This window comes from Sphingobium sp. JS3065, from assembly GCF_026427355.1.
Classification (GTDB): domain Bacteria; phylum Pseudomonadota; class Alphaproteobacteria; order Sphingomonadales; family Sphingomonadaceae; genus Sphingobium.
Map to the genome: position 1 here is coordinate 2340833 of NZ_CP102664.1, position 16167 is coordinate 2356999.

Sequence of the window (16167 nt, forward strand, 5' to 3'; positions counted from 1 at the left end):
CCTCAAGCCTTGGCGTCCAGCAACACCTCGAAACCGCCATAGATCAGCCGCGCGCCGATGAAGGGCATATCCTCCCCCTCCTTCGGCTGCATCCGGGGGTCGTTCATGACCTTCTCCGCGCCTGCGTCGCGCGTTTCCTTGTCGGGCCATTCGATCCAGGAAAAGACGACATCCTCATCCTCCTCCGCGATGACGGCGGTGCGGAAGTCGTTGACCTTGCCCGGCTTGATGTCGTTCGCCCAGCATTCCACGATCCGCAGCGCGCCATGTTCGATGAAGATCGGCGCGGCATAGGCCGCCACTTCCCTGTACCGTTCCTTGTTGCCCTTCGGCACCGGGATCACGAAACCGTCCATATAGCTCATGACGTCTCTCCTCATGAAAGGCAGAGTGCAGGCGCCCCCCCTGGCTGGTGGCCGCCATCGCCGCCTCGACATCCGCCCGGCTCGCTTCGCTCAACGCCAGCAGCACGTGCGCGGTTGCATGCGCGTCGGGGATTTGCGCGGCGCCGCGCCCACCGCCTCGTGAAAGGCTGTTGCCAGGATAGGAGGCTGGCTCCGCCTCTGCAAGCGGCGGCGGGCGCTTCGTTCAATGCCCCGCGTTCAGCACCCCGAACACCTGGTCGAATTCACCGCGCCGCTCCGCTTCGCGCAGGAACTTCACCCGCTCGACGCAGATTTCCTCCAGCGCGGGTTCCTGCCGCAGCAGCCCCATGACCTCCGCGATAAATTCGTCCAGCGGCATCATCTGCGGGTTTTCCGCATGCCCCGGCATCAGGTCGGTCTGCACGCCCGGCGGCGCCAGTTCGATCACTTCGACGCCGGTCCCCTTGAGCTGCCAGCGCATCGACTGCGACCAGCTATGGAGCGCCGCCTTGGTCGCGCTATAGGTCGGCGTCGCCGCCAGCGGGACAAAGGCCAGGCCCGACGTCACCGTCATCAGCGTCGCGGCGGGCTGCGCCAGCAGATGCGGCAACAGGGCATGGGTCAGCCGGATCGGCCCCAGCAAATTGGTGACGACGGTCGCCTCCGCGATGGCCAGGTCGATCCGGTCCTCCACCACCATGATCCCGGCATTGTGGATCACGACGTTGAGCGCCGGGAAATCCGCGACCAGCCTGTCGGCAAAGGCCGCGATCGCCGCCGCGTCCCCCATATCGACGGTCAAAGCCGCCATGCCCGGATGATCCGCCACGACGGCATCCAAAGCCGCCTGCCGCCGTCCGGCGATGATCACCTGATTGCCGGCCGCATATAATTCATGGGCCAGCGCCGCGCCGATGCCCGATCCGCCGCCGGTGATGAGGATGGTGTTGCCGCTTTTCCGCATGGGTCGTCTCCTTTGAAGCCATGATGTGACCGGCAATTTATGCCTTTACTCTCTTTTGGAAAGAAGGCACCATAAAGTTCTATACATACCGGAAAGTGAGAAATGGAAAATCCGCTGGAAAAGCGCTTCGCTCCCCATGAAATCGCCGAAGCGGAAGCCTTTATCGAGGCCAATCCCGAAGCGCCGCTCGACCCGCGAATCGAGCGACTCGTGAACGACCTGATCGGCCGCATCGCCGACAAATGGACGTTGCTGGTCCTGGAACTGCTGGAGGAAAAGGGCACGTTGCGCTTCACCCGCATCGCGGAACAGGTGGAGGGCATCAGCCAGAAGATGCTGACCCAGACGCTGCGCCAGATGGAGCGCGACGGCCTTGTCACCCGCACGGTTCATCCCGTCGTGCCGCCGCGCGTCGACTATGCGCTGACGCCGCTCGGCAACAGCCTGAGCGCCGCATTTTGCGGCGTCTGGGTGTGGGCGGAGCGCCATCTGGAAGCGGTGGAGGAATCGCGCCGCCGGTTCGACACGCGCGACTGACAGCTATTCCACCGGAACGAACGTCTCGCGCATGGGCGTCAGCGGGAATGTCGGCACCTCGATCCGCACCGGCGTGCCCGGCGCCATGGCCGATGGCGGCGTCATAGCGCCCACACCGGGCACGAAGCCGGACGCGACTTCCCTGGGCGCCATCGGCGGCGGCGGCAGCGGCGTGGGCGACACCACCACCGTCACCGTTCCGCCGAAGCGCGACTGCCACTCCGCCAGACGCTTCAGATAATCGGCATAGGCGGCGTAGAAATCCTGGAACGGCTTTTCCAGCGTCGTCAGCGCTTCGGGCGCATAGGCCAGCAACTGGCTGGAGGGCATGGCGAGGATCTTCGCGCCGACGTCGATCGCCACCGGACAGAAGCTTTTCGTCACCGGCGGCAGGGCGAAGAAATTATAGACGACGGTGTTCAGCAACTCCCGCGCCTTCAACCCGCCTGTCCCGTAGGCGGCCAGATAATTGCGGTCGACCGCCGCATTCGCCTCCCGCAGCGCCGCCTGATGCACATGCAATATCCGGTTATATTGGATGCGGGCCGGTTCGTTGACGCCATAACAGGATAATGCCGCCACGTTCAGCGCCATGCGCACGTGCCAGAGTGCCGTATTGGCCGTGACGCCGCGATTGGGGGTCAGATAGCTGCCGTCCGCCGCAACCTCCGGAATGCTCATCTCCTCGACCGCGCCCATGGGCGGCAGCGGCTTGATCGTCGGCACGACTGGCGGCGGCGGCGTGGGCGGGGCCTTCTTCGGCGTGGAACAGCCGGCGACCAGCGCGAGCGCCGTCACGGATGCAAGTTCAAAAAAACGGCGAACGACGGGTCGCGACGGCACCCTGAAATCCCTCGATCATTATCCGGACAGAACAAACTCATGGCAAAGCCATGCGTTCCTGGCGACCGAGACAAGGCTCGGTTCGTCCGGGGAGGGATTCGCCTCGTCCTGTTTTAGCCGCGCCGCTCCAGCGCCACCGCCGCTTCGTCCATCAACTGGGCGATGATGTCGGCCACCGGTTCCTCCCTGGCGACCATGCCGACCGACTGCCCGGCCATCAGCGACCCGCCCTCGACATCGCCGTCGATCACCGCGCGGCGCAGCGCACCTGCCCAATAATGTTCGATCTGCAACTGCGCCTCGCCCATGTCGACCGCGCCGCTGTCGAGCAGATTGGCGACTTCCCGCTGCTTGACCGTAAAGGCCTCGGTGCCCGCATTTTTGAGCGCGCGCACCGGAATGACCGGCAGCCGGGGATCGATCTGCACGCTGGCAATCGCGTCGCGGGCCGAAGCGCGGAAGAAGGCCTTCTTGAAATTGGGATGAGCGATGCTTTCGGTCGCGCAGGCGAAGCGGGTGCCGAGTTGCACGCCCGCCGCGCCCATTTCCAGATAGCCCGCGATCAGCTCGCCGCGCCCGATGCCGCCCGCGACAAACACCGGCAATTGAGACGCCATTTCCGGCAGGATTTCCTGCGCCAGCACGCTGGTCGACACGGGGCCGATATGGCCGCCCGCCTCCATCCCCTCGATCACCAGCGCGTCGACGCCCGACCGCGCCAGCTTCTTCGCCAGCGCCAGCGCCGGAGCAAAGCAGATCAGCTTCGCGCCGCCCCCTCCTGCTCTTGGCGCCTTGATCGCCTCTATGCTGCCCTTGGGCGGCAGGCCCCCGGCCAGCACCACATGGCCGACCTCATGCCGGGCGCAGACATCGATCAGGTCGAAAAGCTGCGGATGCATGGTGATCAGATTGACGCCGAACGGCTTGGAGGTCAGCGCCTTGGTCGCCGCAATCTCCCTGTCGAGCAGGTCCGGCGTCATCGCGCCGCAGGCGATCACGCCAAAGCCGCCCGCATTGGAGATGGCCGCGACCAGATGCCGCTCCGACACCCAACTCATCGCCCCGCACAGGATCGCGACATCGCAGCCCAGAAATTCAGTGCCGCGAGCCATCAGGGAAGCGAGTTTGGCGTTCGTCATAGTTGGTTCCATCGAATCAAAAGCCCCTCCCTTTCATGGGAGGGGTTGGGGTGGGTCGGCGCGCCAGCGCCGTCCCCAGCTATCCGGTCAGGGTAGAGGCTCGCTAACGCTCGCACCCACCCCTAGCCCCTCCCTGGGAGGGAGGGGAACAGTTTTTACCCGACCGGCGCGTCCAGACCGTAGGCGGTGTGCAGCACGCGCACCGCCAGTTCCGTCTCATCCTCGTCGATCAGCACCGAAACCTTGATCTCGCTGGTCGAGATGGCGAGGATGTTGATCCCGCGATCGGCCAGCGCCTGGAACATGGCCGAAGCCACGCCGGCATGGCTCTTCATGCCGACGCCGACCACCGACACTTTCGCCACCTTCGTATCGGGGATCACCCGGTTGAAGCCGATCACGTCCTTCTGGCCTTCCAGCACGTCCAGCGCCCGCGCCAGGTCCGCGCCCGGCACGGTGAAGGTCACGTCCGTCTCGCCCTTGTCGCGGCCGACATTCTGGATGATCATGTCGACGTTGATCGCGGCGGCGGCCAGCGGCCCGAAGATGTGCGCCACCGCGCCCGGACGGTCCGGCACGCGGGTCAGGGTGATCTTCGCCTCATTCTTGTCATGGGCGATGCCGGTGATGAGCTGACGTTCCATCTTGTCTTCCTTGAGCTTGGCTTCCAGTTCCTCCTCGCTGACGATCAGCGTGCCGGGGAGGTCGTCCTGGGTAGGATCATCGAAGGAGGAAAGCACCTGCACGACCACGCCTTCCTTCATGGCGAGGCCGACCGAGCGGGTCTGGAGCACCTTGGCCCCGACCGAGGCCAGTTCCAGCATTTCCTCATAAGTGACGAGGTCGAGCTTGCGCGCCCGCGCCACGATGCGGGGATCGGTAGTGTAGACGCCGTCGACATCGGTATAGATGTCGCAGCGATCCGCCTTCAAGGCCGCCGCCACGGCCACGGCCGAGGTGTCCGAACCGCCCCGGCCCAGGGTCGATATGCGGCCATCCTCCATCATGCCCTGGAAGCCGGGGATGACCGCGACCGTGCCCGATGCCATCGACGCGAGCAGATCGGTCGTGTCGATCTCCCCGATGCGCGCCTTGGCATGGGCTTCGTTGGTGCGGATCGGCAGCTGCCAGCCCAGCCAACTGCGCGCGTCCACGCCCATCGCCTTCAGCGTCATGGCGAGCAGGCCGCTCGTCACCTGCTCGCCGCTGGCGACGACCACGTCATATTCAGCCGGATCGTAAAGCGGCGAGGCTTCCTTGCAGAATCCGACCAGCCGGTCCGTCTCGCCCGCCATGGCGGACACGACGACGGCGACTTCATGGCCCTGCTCCACGACATGTTTGACGCGCGCGGCCACGTTGCGAATTCGCTCCATCCCCGCCATGGAGGTGCCGCCGAATTTCATCACGATGCGCGCCATTTGCCTGTCGAGCCTGCCTGATTGTAAGAAAGAAAATATCGCCCCACAGGGCAAAAACGGCGCCGCTATAGCAGCAGCGGCGAATATGGCAACCTCACCCGCAAAGCGCATATGGCGCGGAGCATATGGCGCGGATGGGCGGACGCTGGTAGCAGGACCATTATGGCGAACACAGCTTCCAACACCATCGACCCCCGCGAAGCCGCGCATTTCGGCAGCATGGCCGCCGACTGGTGGGATCCAAAGGGCAGCAGCGCCATGCTGCACAAACTCAACCCCGTGCGCCTGCGCTATATCCGCGACGCCGTCGACCGGCATTGGCCGGGGCATGACCAGAGCTTCCACCCTCTCGCGGGCAGGCGGGCACTGGATGTGGGTTGCGGCGCGGGATTGCTCTCCGAACCGCTGGCGCGCATGGGGGCGACCCTGACGGCGCTCGACGCGGCGGAGGAGAATATCGCGGTGGCGCGCAGCCATGCCGACGGGCAAGGCCTCGCCATCGATTATCGCGCGACCCCGGTGGAGCAGTTGGAGGAAAGCGGCTTCGACCTCGTCACATCGATGGAAGTGATCGAGCATGTCGCGGATCCTGCCGCCTTCATCGCCGCCCTGGCGCAAAAGCTGGCGCCGGACGGCCTGCTGATCCTCTCGACCCCTAACCGCACGCCGCTGTCCCGGCTGGCCATGATCACCATCGGCGAAAGCATCGGCGGCATTCCCAAGGGCACGCACGACTGGCGCAAATTCCTGAATCCTGAGGAATTGACGAAGCTGCTGGAAGATGCGGGTCTGGAAGTCACCGACAGTAGCGGCCTCAGCTTCACGCCCGCCAAGGGCTTCATCCTGTCGCCCAACAAGGCGATCAACTATCTGCTGACCGCCCGCCATCGGCGGAGGTGAAGGCGCGCCGCCTTATCCGGACCGGCAAACCGGAGTTGAAGCGAAGGGAACGCAGCGGGGACTGAAAAGCGCTCCGGGGCCTGAGTGCCCCCATGCCGCGCTCCCCCAAAAGGCGCGGCACCTCTCCAACTCTCAGCTTACAGGCTTCGCCACCGCCACCAGCGTCGGTTGCGCATCCGACGCGGCGTCATTCGTCACCGCGTTGGCCGCACCGGGCTGGGTCTTGAGGCTCGCCGCAGCCGACTGGAGCGCGACCGCAGCCGCCTCCAGCGCGGCCGCGGCGGATTGCGGCGTGACCGGCGGCGGCGCTGCCGCCTCGGCCACTGCCGTCGGCGTCACCGGATCGCTCACCGGAACCGCCGCCACAGCGGTCGTCAATGCACATATTTCGCCAACCCCCGCCGGTTTTTCCGAGAAATTCCGGGCCAGCATCGGAAGCTCATTTTCACCGGCATTGGTCGCCAAGGTCAGCAAGGTATCGGCCATCTGGCAGAAACCCGCTGTTTGAACGCCATCGACATGACTATTGGCAAGCCTGGTTATGAAGTCGTCATAAGCACGCTGCCCGTCGGCTATGCCATTTTCACGCATGAAACGCAGTTTCAGCGCGCTATTATATTTATCGGCGCTTCCCATTCTTTCATTAAATTTATCATATTTCGCCGTTATTTCGCTATTGGTCGACCGGCATTTCAGCGATCCCAGCATCAGCATGATCTGCAGATCTCTGACTCGCGCCGCTTCGACTTCATAGGATTGCCAGCACTGTGCCTCCCCCGCAGACGCAGCACCGCCAAAAAAGAGCGCGACGAAACAACTGGCGGCACCCGCCGCCATCCTCAACCTAGACATGATGGACCTCGCAGAATCGGCTGGACCCCGCAGATTGAATATTAACAGTTTGCCACAAAAATGCCATTAATTATTTGTTGACAGTGACATTTATGACGCATCCGGAAGCATCGCGGAATTACGTCCTTTCATCGACATCCCGCTATCAAATAACCATTATCCATCCGGATAACTTCATCGCGCGGGGGAGCGGCTAATTCGTCACAGCCTCGGCCCTGGCGATCAGCGCCCTGGCTTCCTCCACATGCATGCTTTCGATCATGCGTCCCTCGAAGCGCTCGGCGCCGCCGGTCGCCGCCTCGATCAGCCGGCGCGCATCCGCCACGGCCTGGGGATCGGGACCGAACACCTGATTGGCGACCGGCACCTGGCTCGGGTGGATCAGCGTCTTGCCGTCAAAGCCCAGAACATGCCCCGCCGCGCATTCGCTTTCGAACCCGGCCTCATCGTCCAGCCGATTGAACACCCCGTCGAACACCGCGATCCGGGCTGCCCGCGCCGCCAATATGGCCGATTGCAGGGACAGCGCCAGACCGTCCCGTCCGGCAGACGGCGGAATTCCCAGATCCTGCCGCAGATCGTTATTGCCCATGAACAGCCCCGCGCAGCCCTCCGCCGCCGCGATCGCCTGTACCGCGACGACGCCCGCGGCGCTTTCGATCATCGCGATCACCGGTTTCTGGCAGACGCTGAACACATCCTTCACCTGCTTGGGCGTTTCCACCTTGGGCAGCACGACATAATCGACGGCGGACCCTTTCAGCGCCACCATCTCCCGCCCATGCGACGGCGCGCCCTCGACATTGATGCGCACCGCCGCCAGACGCCCGCCAAAGCCTTCAGCCACGGCTTCGACCGCATTGGCCAGCGCCTCTTCCTTGCGGTCGTCGGGCACCGCATCCTCCAGGTCCAGTATCACCATGTCGCAGGGCAAGGTCCGCGCCTTGGCGATGGCGCGGGGGTTGGACGCGGGCAGGAAAAGCAGCGATCGGGCGTGGCGCAACAACATGATGAAACTCCTATCACTTTGCCTTTCCCCATTCATGATTTCGCGTCATAGTCCAAGCGGATTTCAGGGGAGGGCAGGCATGCTGACGACATTCGCGCTGACAGTGACATTCCTGGTGCTCTTCTATCTGGCGGTGAGCGTCAAGGTCGTGCGCCAGGGCTATCAATATACCATCGAACGCTTCGGCCGCTTCACCGAAGTCGCGCGCCCCGGCCTGAATTTCTATCCCGCCTTCTTCTATGCCGTCGGGCGGAAGATCAACATGATGGAGCAGGTGGTCGACATTCCGGGGCAGGAAATCATCACCAAGGACAATGCCATGGTGTCGGTCGACGGCGTGGTGTTCTTCCAGGTGCTGGACGCGGCCAAGGCGGCCTATGAAGTGTCGGAACTCTATGTCGCGATCATGCAGCTCGCCACCACCAACCTGCGCACGGTGATGGGGTCGATGGACCTGGACGAAACCCTGTCCAAGCGCGACGAGATCAACGCCCGCCTGCTGTCGGTGGTCGATCACGCCACCAACGCATGGGGCATCAAGATCACCCGCGTCGAATTGAAGGACATCCGCCCGCCCGCCGACATCGTCAACGCCATGGGCCGCCAGATGAAGGCCGAACGCGAAAAGCGCGCCCTCATCCTGGAATCGGAAGGCCTGCGCGCTTCGGAAATCCTGAAGGCCGAAGGACAGAAGCAGAGCCAGATACTGGAAGCCGAGGGCCGCCGCGAAGCCGCCTTCCGCGACGCCGAAGCCCGCGAGCGCGAGGCGGAGGCGGAAGCCAAGGCGACGCAGATGGTGTCGGACGCCATCGCGAACGGCAACGCGCAGGCGATCAACTATTTCATCGCGCAAAAATATGTGGAGGCGGTGAGCCAGTTCGCCACCTCCCCCAATGCCAAGACGATCCTCTTCCCGGTCGAGGCGACCCAGTTGATCGGCACGCTGGGCGGCATCGGCGCGCTGGCGAAGGAGGCGCTGGGTGACGCGCCGCCGCCCCCAACGCCCACCGCGCCGCGCCGCGGCCCGTTCGGGCAGGCCCAGACATGATGGGAACGGGCATGACGGACTGGCTCGCCATGCTGGACGACCATTGGGGCTGGCTGGTCTTCGCCGCGCTGCTCGGCGTGGGCGAGGTGCTGATGCCTGGCGTATTCCTGATCTGGGTGGCGCTGGCCGCCGCGGTGACGGGCCTCATCGCCCTCGCCTTTCCGATCTCCGTGCCTTCCCAATTGCTGCTTTTCGCGGGCCTTTGCCTCGTCTCGGTATGGGGCGGACGGCGCTGGTACACCGCCAATCCGGTGGATTCGCAAGACCCGCTGCTCAACGACCGCACGGCGCGGCTGGTGGGAGAGATCGTCACCGTCGTCGAACCGATCGACAATGGGCATGGGCGGGTGAAGGTGGGGGACAGCGTATGGTCCTGCCGCGGCCCTGACGCGCCGGTCGGCGCGAGGGTCAGGGTGATCGGCGCAGAAGCCTCCGAGTTGAAGGTGGAGTTGGCCTGAGGACGGGCCGATTTGGGTGGAAGGCGGGCATTCCAAATCCCTCTCCCTTGAGGGTCGGCCAGAGGCACGTGACTCTGGCCGAGGTTGCGCAGACTTGGCAGCTTGCTGCCTTAGTCGTAGCTGGGTGAGGGGAGCGAACAGGTCGATCATGCCCCCGGCATGATCTAAGGGCTGCGGGGCAGCCCTTACCTGTTCGCTCGATCCTGCGGATCGCGCGGGCCAAAGGCCCGCTCCCCCTCATCCAACTGCGCCTAGGCTCCTTCGTCGCCGAGGCTCCGTATCCTTCTCCCTCAAGGGAGAAGGAATGTCTTGGATTGGCCACTTCCAAACCCGCCCCCAGCGCCCTTCAACAAAATTCAAGCGTAACCGAATGGCCACAGCATCCTGAAAAAACATCCTATCCCGAAAAAAAGGCGCGATTTTAGCCTGTCCTATTTCTCACCAACGGGCCTATCCCCCAGCGCTCTTTGAAACGTCCTGCAATCACGCCCTCGCGCACACGCGCGCTCAGGCACGCGCGCGCATACACTGTGAACTTCGATGAAAATCTGGCGGTTTTGAGCGGAAATTCCACCTGCGAAGGCTGACCCGGCCACGAAAGCGCAAGCGGGACTCCGGCGCTGCGAATCAGGAACGATCCCCCCATCCCACAACCCCACTGGAGCCACCCCGCATAACCCGCTATCCCCTCCGCCATGCCCCAGAATCATCTCTACCTCGTCGACGGCAGCGGCTATATCTTCCGCGCCTATCACCAGCTTCCGCCCCTCACCAACAAGCATGGCCAGCCCGTCGGCGCGGTCTATGGCTACACCACCATGCTCTGGAAGCTGGCCGACGAACTGGGCAAGGCCGAGGGGCCGACCCATCTGGCGGTCGTGCTGGACAAGGGCAGCCACACCTTCCGCAACGACATGTACGACCAGTATAAGGCGAACCGCCCACCCGCGCCGGAAGATCTGGTCCCGCAATTCCCCATGATCCGCGACGCCACCCGCGCCTTCTCCCTCCCCTGCATCGAGGAAGCGGGGTTCGAGGCCGACGACATCATCGCCAGCTACACGAAAGCCGCCGTCGCGGCAGGCTGGCATGTCACCATCGTCAGTTCCGACAAGGATCTGATGCAGCTTATCCAGCCCGGCGTCGACATGTACGACACGATGAAGAATGAGCGGCGCGGCGCCGACTATGTGATGACCAAATTCGGCGTCCAGCCCGAACAATTGGGCGACGTCCTGGCCCTGATGGGCGACAGCGTCGACAATGTTCCCGGCATCCCCGGCATCGGTCCCAAGACCGCCGCCAAGCTGATCAGCGAATATGGCAATCTGGAAGCCGCGCTGGAGGCCGCGCCTTCGATGAAGAAGTCGAAGATGCAGGAAAATCTCATCGCCCATGCCGACATGGCGCGCCTTTCGCGCCGCCTCGTCGCGCTGCACGATGCGATGGACCTGCCTGAGCCGCTGGACGATCTGACGCTCAAGGGCATCCCCCTCGAACCGCTGCAGGCCTTCCTCGAACATCATGGCTTCAAGTCGCTGCTCGCCCGCGCGGGCGCGCCCGCCGCCGCCGTGGCGGTAGCGACCGCGGCCGCCGCCGTCAGCGAAGCCACGCCCCCCGCCGCCCCGGTCCATGAGGAAGAACCGCCCATCGACCGCAGCCTCTACGAAACGGTGGTGACGGAGGAAGCGCTGGACCGCTGGATCGCCGCCGCCCATGCGGAGGGGCTGGTCGCGGTCGATACCGAGACCGACATGCTGGATTGCGTGTCCTGCGCGCTGGTCGGCGTCAGCCTGGCCGTCGGTCCCAACGCCGCCTGCTACATCCCCGTCGGCCATGGTGGAAAGGACATGTTCGCGGAGAAGCCGGACCAGCTTCCCCTCGCCCTCGTCCTCGGCAAATTGAAGCCGCTGCTGGAGGACGACAGCGTCCTCAAGATCGGCCAGAACCTCAAATATGACATGACGGTCCTGCGCCGCTTGGGCATAGAGATCGCCCCCTATGACGACACCATCGTCATGAGCTTCGACCTGGACGCCGGGCAAAGCCTGGCGGGCCACGGCATGGACGAGGCGGCGAAGGTCCACTTGGGCCATATATGCATCAGCTTCAAGGATGTGTGCGGCGCCGGCAAGAGCCAGATCAGCTTCGCGGAAGTCCCGCTCGACAAGGCGACCGAATATGCCGCGGAGGATGCGGACGTCACGCTGCGCCTGTGGAAGCTGTTCAAGACCCGCGTCGCCAACGAAGGCGCGACCCGCGTCTATGAACTGGTCGACCGCCCGCTCGTCGGCGTCATCGCGAAGATGGAGCATGAAGGCATCAAGGTCGACCGCGAGGCGCTGTCCCGCCTGTCAGCCGAATTCACCGCGGGCATCGCCGCGCTGGAGACGGAAATCCATGGCTTGGCAGGCCAGCCCTTCGCCATCGGCTCTACCCAGCAACTGGGCGCGATCCTGTTCGACAAAATGGGTTACAAGGGCGGCCGGAAGGGCAAGTCCGGCGCCTATTCCACCGACGTCACCATCCTGGAGCAATTGAAGGCCCAGGGTGCCGAAATCGCCGGAAAAATCCTCGACTGGCGCCAGCTTTCGAAACTGAAATCCACCTATACCGACGCGCTCCAGGCCCAGATCAACAGGGACACCGGCCGCGTCCACACCAGCTACAGCCTGTCCGGCGCGCAAACCGGCCGCCTGTCCTCGACCGACCCCAATCTCCAGAACATCCCGATCCGTACCGAAGTGGGCCGCCAGATCCGCCACGCCTTCGTCGCGGAACCGGGCAATGTCATCCTGGCGGCGGACTATAGCCAGATCGAACTGCGTCTCGCCGCCCATATGGCGGACGTACCCGCGCTGAAGGAAGCTTTCGCCAATGGCGAGGACATCCATGCCGCCACCGCCCAGCAATTGTTCGGGGAAGTCAACCGCGACACCCGCGGCCGGGCCAAGACGATCAACTTCGCGATCCTCTACGGCATCAGCCGCTGGGGCCTGGCCGGACGGCTGGAGATCAGCGCCGACGAAGCGCAGGACATGATCAGCCGCTATTATGAGCGCTTCCCCGGCATCAGCATCTACATCACCGACACGATCGAAAAGGCACGCTCAAGGGGCTATACAGAGACCCTTTTCGGACGGAAGACATGGTTCCCGCGCATCAAGGCATCTATCCAGCATGAACGGCAGGGCGCAGAGCGCGCCGCGATCAACGCGCCGATCCAGGGCACCAGCGCCGACATCATCAAGCGCGCCATGGCCCGCATGGGACCGGCGCTGGCGGCGGAGGGGCTGCATAAGGTCAAGATGCTGCTGCAAGTGCATGACGAACTGGTGTTCGAACTGCCCGCAGGCGATGTCGAGCAGGCCGGCGCGGTCATCCGCCGCGTGATGGAAGGCGCCGCCGAGCCGATCGTGAAACTCAGCGTGCCGCTAGGCGTCGAAATCGGCCATGGTCCAAGTTGGGGCGCGGCGCATTAAAACCCTCTTAGTCCGTCATCCCAGCGAAAGCTGGGATCTCAGGCGATAGGGCACAGAATAGCCTCACGAGATCCCAGCTTTCGCTGGGATGACGGGCCGACTTTTATTTCCGTGCGTACCGATCCTCATAACGGATGATATCGTCCTCCCCCAGATAGGTTCCGGTCTGCACCTCGATGAACTCCACGGGAATCTTGCCCGGATTTTCCAACCGATGCTTCGCCCCGGCGGGCACGTAAATCGACTGGTTCTCCGTCAGCAGCGTCACTTCTTCGCCCACCGTGACCCGGGCCGTCCCCTCGACGACGATCCAATGTTCCGACCGATGGAAGTGGCTCTGCAAACTCAGCGATTGGCCCGGCAGCACGGAAATCCGCTTCACCTGAAACCGCTCGCCCATGACCAGCCGTTCCCACCAGCCCCATGGCCGGTGATCCTTGGGAAAAGCCTCCGCCTGGACCGCGCCCTTCTTCTTGAGCGCCTCGACGGCCAGCTTCACGTCCTGGGAACGCGATTTGTCGGCGATCAGCACCGCATCGCTCATCGCCACCGCGATGATGTTGTTGAGCCCGATGCCGACCAGTTCCATGCCCTCGCTGTCGGAGCGCAGCAGCGTGTCGCCGCAATCGATGGCCGTCGCCCCGCCGCTCACGGCCACGCCGTCCCCGTCCGGCCCCGCATGGCTCCACACCGCGTCCCAGCCGCCCAGGTCGGACCAGCCGGAATCATAGGGCACGACCGACAGATTGTCGGCCCGCTCCATGATCGCATAGTCGATGGAGATATCCGGCGCCTCGTCCCACGCCTCCGCGGCCAGCCGCAGGAAGCCCAGATCGCCTTCCGCTCCATCCACGGCGGGCCTCACCGCCGCCAGCACATCGGGCGCGTGACGCTCGAACGCCGCGATCAGATCCCTTGCCGCAAACAGGAAAATGCCCGCATTCCAGAGGTGGTCGCCGCTCGCCAGCATTTCCTGCGCGCGCGCAGCATCCGGCTTTTCCACGAAGCGCTTGAGCGTGATCGGCGCGCCCGATCCATCCGGCTTGGCCACGACCTGCAAATAGCCATAGCCCGTCTCCGGCCGAGCCGGCTGAATGCCGAAAGTCACCAGATCGCCAGTACGGGAAGCGGCCAGCCCCTGGCTGACGGCAGCCCGGAAAGCCTCCGCATCCGGCACCACATGATCGGACGGCGCGACCAGCATCACCGCATCCGGGTCGCCCGCCGCCAAGTGCAGCGCCGCCGCCAATATGGCGGGCGCGGTGTTGCGCACCGAAGGCTCTATGATGATGGCGCGCGGGTCCACCGCCTCCTGCGCCAGTTGCTCAGCCACGATGAAGCGGAAGGTCGCGTTGGTCAGCACGACCGGACGTCCGAAGGCAAAACCCTCCCCAGCGCCGGACAACCGCTCCACGACGGAACGGAACAGCGTCTGTTCGCCCAGCAAGGGCACGAACTGCTTGGGATAGGATTTGCGCGACAACGGCCAGAGCCGCGTCCCCGATCCGCCCGCCAATATGACCGGCGTAACCTGCTGAAACACTTTCTCTTCGGTACCTGGCATGCAACTCACTCGAACGATGGGACCATGTCCGCCCCCTCTTATCGCCATTCCGTGAAAGCAGCCATGATGCAGCCATAAAAAAAGCGGCCCATATGGGGGCCGCCTTTTCGTCAGTCGAACAGCTCTTCGAGAAAGCTCTTCTTCCGTTTCCTGGGATAATGGCGCCCGTCGTCGCGATAGTCCCGATCCGGCCGATAACTGGCCTGCGGAGCCGGAACGCCTCCCGCCGAACGCTCTATGATCTTGTCCAGTTCGCCCCGGTCCAGCCAGACGCCCCGGCATTGCGGGCAATAGTCGATCTCCACCCCCTGCCGGTCCGTCATGGAAAGGCCCACATGACAGACCGGGCAGAGCATGGCCGACACCGCAGCCTGATCCCGCATCGGGATTACTCCCGCTCGCCCGTCAGGTTCAGCAGCATCTGGAACAGGTTGACGAAGTTCAGGTACAGCGACAGCGCGCCCATCACCTGCATCTTCTGCGCCACTTCATGACCGGCATAAGCGAAATATTCCGACTTGATGCGCTGCACGTCCCAGGCGGTCAGACCCGTGAACACCACCACGCCGATGATCGAAATCACCATCTGCATGGCGGAGGAGCCGATGAAGATGTTGATCAGGCTCGCCACCAATATGCCGATCAGGCCCATGATCAGGAACGACCCGAATTTCGACAGGTCGCGCCCGGTGGTGTAGCCCCACAGCGCCATGGCCAGGAACATCACGGCGGCGGAGAAGAAGGCCTGCGCGATCGACCCGCCCGTGAACACCAGGAAGATGCTAGCCAGCGACACGCCCATCACCGCCGAAAAGGCGTAGAAGGCCATGCGCGCGCCCGCCGTCGTCATCTTTTCGATGCGGAAGCTGAAGAAGAACACGAAAGCCAAAGGCGCGAAGATCGCCACCCATTTCAAGGGCGTGCCAAAGATCGCGGCGGCCAGCACCGGCGTATTGCCGATGAAGGCGGCGACCAGCCCGGTGATGACCAGGCCGATACCCATATTGCGGAAAACGCCCAGCATGTGCGCGCGCAGCCCGGCGTCGGTCTGCGCCGTCTGGCTCGCACCATAGCCCGGCATACGAACGGGATTATTCACGGCGTCAATACTCCATCCAAACATCAGTTACGGCCAATGCAGCCTTTGGATCGAGTGGCTCGGCGCGGTCTTCGTGAGGCTTAAAGGGGGGACAAACACTCACGAACCTGCACCGAGCACACTCGATGCGGTCCGACATCACGGTTGCATGTGGTCACCACATCCAACCGCCAGAGGGGCCCGGCCCGCACAAGCAATATCGGGGGGACAATGCTTCAGCGCAAGGGTCGGCACAGGGATCGGACACTCAGCAACAATTTGTTACAATTTCTGGCCAGTGTCTGCTCCGGATTTTGAGGCGGCTCACTCCCCCTGCTCCGCGCCGCGCCGATCACGACGCCGCACACCAAACCGAGCGCGACGCCCAGTGGGACATTGCCGGTTGCCGCCCCCATGCTGGCGCCCAACGCCACGCCTAAACCGACAGAGCCTGCTTTCATCGTCCTGCCTCCCTTTCCTGCCGCCAAGCATAGCATGGGCGCCCCG

16 protein-coding genes are annotated in these 16167 nt (G+C 64.0%); 6 read left to right on the plus strand and 10 right to left on the minus strand.

Annotated elements, in window-relative coordinates:
• Window positions 1–2 precede the first annotated feature (2 nt).
• On the minus strand, window positions 3–365 hold the full coding sequence (locus NUH86_RS11385) for a DUF1428 domain-containing protein (RefSeq protein ID WP_267249610.1): 363 nt from the start codon (window positions 363–365) through the stop codon (window positions 3–5).
• Window positions 366–588: 223 nt separating this feature from the next.
• Window positions 589–1329 carry an SDR family oxidoreductase gene (locus tag NUH86_RS11390; RefSeq protein ID WP_267249611.1) on the minus strand — a complete coding sequence of 247 codons (741 nt, stop codon included), beginning with the start codon at window positions 1327–1329 and terminating at the stop codon, window positions 589–591.
• Between the two features lie 102 nt (window positions 1330–1431).
• On the opposite strand from NUH86_RS11390, the gene NUH86_RS11395 reads away from it, so the two are divergent.
• The gene (locus NUH86_RS11395) at window positions 1432–1866 is read left to right on the plus strand and encodes a winged helix-turn-helix transcriptional regulator (RefSeq protein WP_267249612.1); all 435 of its coding nucleotides are present in this window, start codon (window positions 1432–1434) and stop codon (window positions 1864–1866) included.
• A 3-nt stretch (window positions 1867–1869) separates the two neighbouring features.
• On the opposite strand, the gene NUH86_RS11400 is transcribed toward NUH86_RS11395, so the two are convergent.
• The 3 genes from NUH86_RS11400 to NUH86_RS11410 form a co-directional block, all read right to left on the minus strand.
• Window positions 1870–2709, minus strand: coding sequence for a hypothetical protein (locus NUH86_RS11400; protein ID WP_267249613.1), 840 nt, complete (start codon window positions 2707–2709; stop codon window positions 1870–1872).
• 113 nt (window positions 2710–2822) lie between these two features.
• Window positions 2823–3848 carry an NAD(P)H-dependent flavin oxidoreductase gene (locus tag NUH86_RS11405; protein ID WP_267249614.1) on the minus strand — a complete coding sequence of 342 codons (1026 nt, stop codon included), beginning with the start codon at window positions 3846–3848 and terminating at the stop codon, window positions 2823–2825.
• 155 nt (window positions 3849–4003) lie between these two features.
• Window positions 4004–5269: an aspartate kinase gene (locus NUH86_RS11410; protein ID WP_267249615.1), complete on the minus strand. Its 1266-nt coding sequence runs from the start codon at window positions 5267–5269 to the stop codon at window positions 4004–4006.
• 162 nt (window positions 5270–5431) lie between these two features.
• On the opposite strand from NUH86_RS11410, the gene ubiG reads away from it, so the two are divergent.
• A complete protein-coding gene (gene ubiG, locus NUH86_RS11415; protein ID WP_267249616.1) occupies window positions 5432–6169 on the plus strand; it encodes a bifunctional 2-polyprenyl-6-hydroxyphenol methylase/3-demethylubiquinol 3-O-methyltransferase UbiG in 738 nt (245 codons plus the stop codon).
• A gap of 132 nt (window positions 6170–6301) precedes the next feature.
• On the opposite strand, the gene NUH86_RS11420 is transcribed toward ubiG, so the two are convergent.
• On the minus strand, window positions 6302–6655 hold the full coding sequence (locus tag NUH86_RS11420; protein WP_267249617.1) for a hypothetical protein: 354 nt from the start codon (window positions 6653–6655) through the stop codon (window positions 6302–6304).
• 18 nt (window positions 6656–6673) lie between these two features.
• On the opposite strand from NUH86_RS11420, the gene NUH86_RS11425 reads away from it, so the two are divergent.
• Window positions 6674–7066, plus strand: a complete 393-nt coding sequence (locus NUH86_RS11425; RefSeq protein ID WP_267249618.1) for a hypothetical protein — start codon at window positions 6674–6676, stop codon at window positions 7064–7066.
• A gap of 148 nt (window positions 7067–7214) precedes the next feature.
• On the opposite strand, the gene NUH86_RS11430 is transcribed toward NUH86_RS11425, so the two are convergent.
• Window positions 7215–8030 (minus strand): HpcH/HpaI aldolase/citrate lyase family protein, encoded by an 816-nt coding sequence (locus tag NUH86_RS11430; protein ID WP_267249619.1) that lies wholly within the window; start codon window positions 8028–8030, stop codon window positions 7215–7217.
• Window positions 8031–8109: 79 nt separating this feature from the next.
• On the opposite strand from NUH86_RS11430, the gene NUH86_RS11435 reads away from it, so the two are divergent.
• The 3 genes from NUH86_RS11435 to polA all read left to right on the plus strand — a co-directional run bounded on the left by NUH86_RS11435 (window position 8110) and on the right by polA (window position 13018).
• Window positions 8110–9078, plus strand: a complete 969-nt coding sequence (locus NUH86_RS11435; RefSeq protein WP_267249620.1) for an SPFH domain-containing protein — start codon at window positions 8110–8112, stop codon at window positions 9076–9078.
• A complete protein-coding gene (locus tag NUH86_RS11440; RefSeq protein WP_267252115.1) occupies window positions 9078–9536 on the plus strand; it encodes an NfeD family protein in 459 nt (152 codons plus the stop codon). Before NUH86_RS11435 ends, NUH86_RS11440 begins: the two co-directional genes overlap by 1 nt.
• A gap of 695 nt (window positions 9537–10231) precedes the next feature.
• Window positions 10232–13018: a DNA polymerase I gene (gene polA / locus NUH86_RS11445; protein WP_267249621.1), complete on the plus strand. Its 2787-nt coding sequence runs from the start codon at window positions 10232–10234 to the stop codon at window positions 13016–13018.
• Between the two features lie 103 nt (window positions 13019–13121).
• On the opposite strand, the gene NUH86_RS11450 is transcribed toward polA, so the two are convergent.
• From NUH86_RS11450 to NUH86_RS11460, 3 genes are all read right to left on the minus strand, one after another.
• Window positions 13122–14582 (minus strand): mannose-1-phosphate guanylyltransferase/mannose-6-phosphate isomerase, encoded by a 1461-nt coding sequence (locus NUH86_RS11450; RefSeq protein WP_267249622.1) that lies wholly within the window; start codon window positions 14580–14582, stop codon window positions 13122–13124.
• A gap of 110 nt (window positions 14583–14692) precedes the next feature.
• Window positions 14693–14965: a zf-TFIIB domain-containing protein gene (locus NUH86_RS11455; protein ID WP_267249623.1), complete on the minus strand. Its 273-nt coding sequence runs from the start codon at window positions 14963–14965 to the stop codon at window positions 14693–14695.
• Between the two features lie 5 nt (window positions 14966–14970).
• The gene (locus tag NUH86_RS11460; RefSeq protein ID WP_267252116.1) at window positions 14971–15663 is read right to left on the minus strand and encodes a Bax inhibitor-1/YccA family protein; all 693 of its coding nucleotides are present in this window, start codon (window positions 15661–15663) and stop codon (window positions 14971–14973) included.
• Window positions 15664–16167 lie beyond the last annotated feature (504 nt).

Coding starts and splice junctions, on each gene's coding strand:
- NUH86_RS11385 (WP_267249610.1), bottom strand. CDS start 365: ATGAGCTATATGGACGGTTTCGTGATCCCGGTGCCGAAGGGCAACAAG.
- NUH86_RS11390 (WP_267249611.1), bottom strand. CDS start 1,329: ATGCGGAAAAGCGGCAACACCATCCTCATCACCGGCGGCGGATCGGGC.
- NUH86_RS11395 (WP_267249612.1), top strand. CDS start 1,432: ATGGAAAATCCGCTGGAAAAGCGCTTCGCTCCCCATGAAATCGCCGAA.
- NUH86_RS11405 (WP_267249614.1), bottom strand. CDS start 3,848: ATGACGAACGCCAAACTCGCTTCCCTGATGGCTCGCGGCACTGAATTT.
- NUH86_RS11410 (WP_267249615.1), bottom strand. CDS start 5,269: ATGGCGCGCATCGTGATGAAATTCGGCGGCACCTCCATGGCGGGGATG.
- ubiG (WP_267249616.1), top strand. CDS start 5,432: ATGGCGAACACAGCTTCCAACACCATCGACCCCCGCGAAGCCGCGCAT.
- NUH86_RS11420 (WP_267249617.1), bottom strand. CDS start 6,655: ATGGCCGATACCTTGCTGACCTTGGCGACCAATGCCGGTGAAAATGAG.
- NUH86_RS11430 (WP_267249619.1), bottom strand. CDS start 8,030: ATGTTGTTGCGCCACGCCCGATCGCTGCTTTTCCTGCCCGCGTCCAAC.
- NUH86_RS11435 (WP_267249620.1), top strand. CDS start 8,110: ATGCTGACGACATTCGCGCTGACAGTGACATTCCTGGTGCTCTTCTAT.
- NUH86_RS11440 (WP_267252115.1), top strand. CDS start 9,078: ATGGGAACGGGCATGACGGACTGGCTCGCCATGCTGGACGACCATTGG.
- polA (WP_267249621.1), top strand. CDS start 10,232: ATGCCCCAGAATCATCTCTACCTCGTCGACGGCAGCGGCTATATCTTC.
- NUH86_RS11450 (WP_267249622.1), bottom strand. CDS start 14,582: ATGCCAGGTACCGAAGAGAAAGTGTTTCAGCAGGTTACGCCGGTCATA.
- NUH86_RS11455 (WP_267249623.1), bottom strand. CDS start 14,965: ATGCGGGATCAGGCTGCGGTGTCGGCCATGCTCTGCCCGGTCTGTCAT.
- NUH86_RS11460 (WP_267252116.1), bottom strand. CDS start 15,663: ATGCCGGGCTATGGTGCGAGCCAGACGGCGCAGACCGACGCCGGGCTG.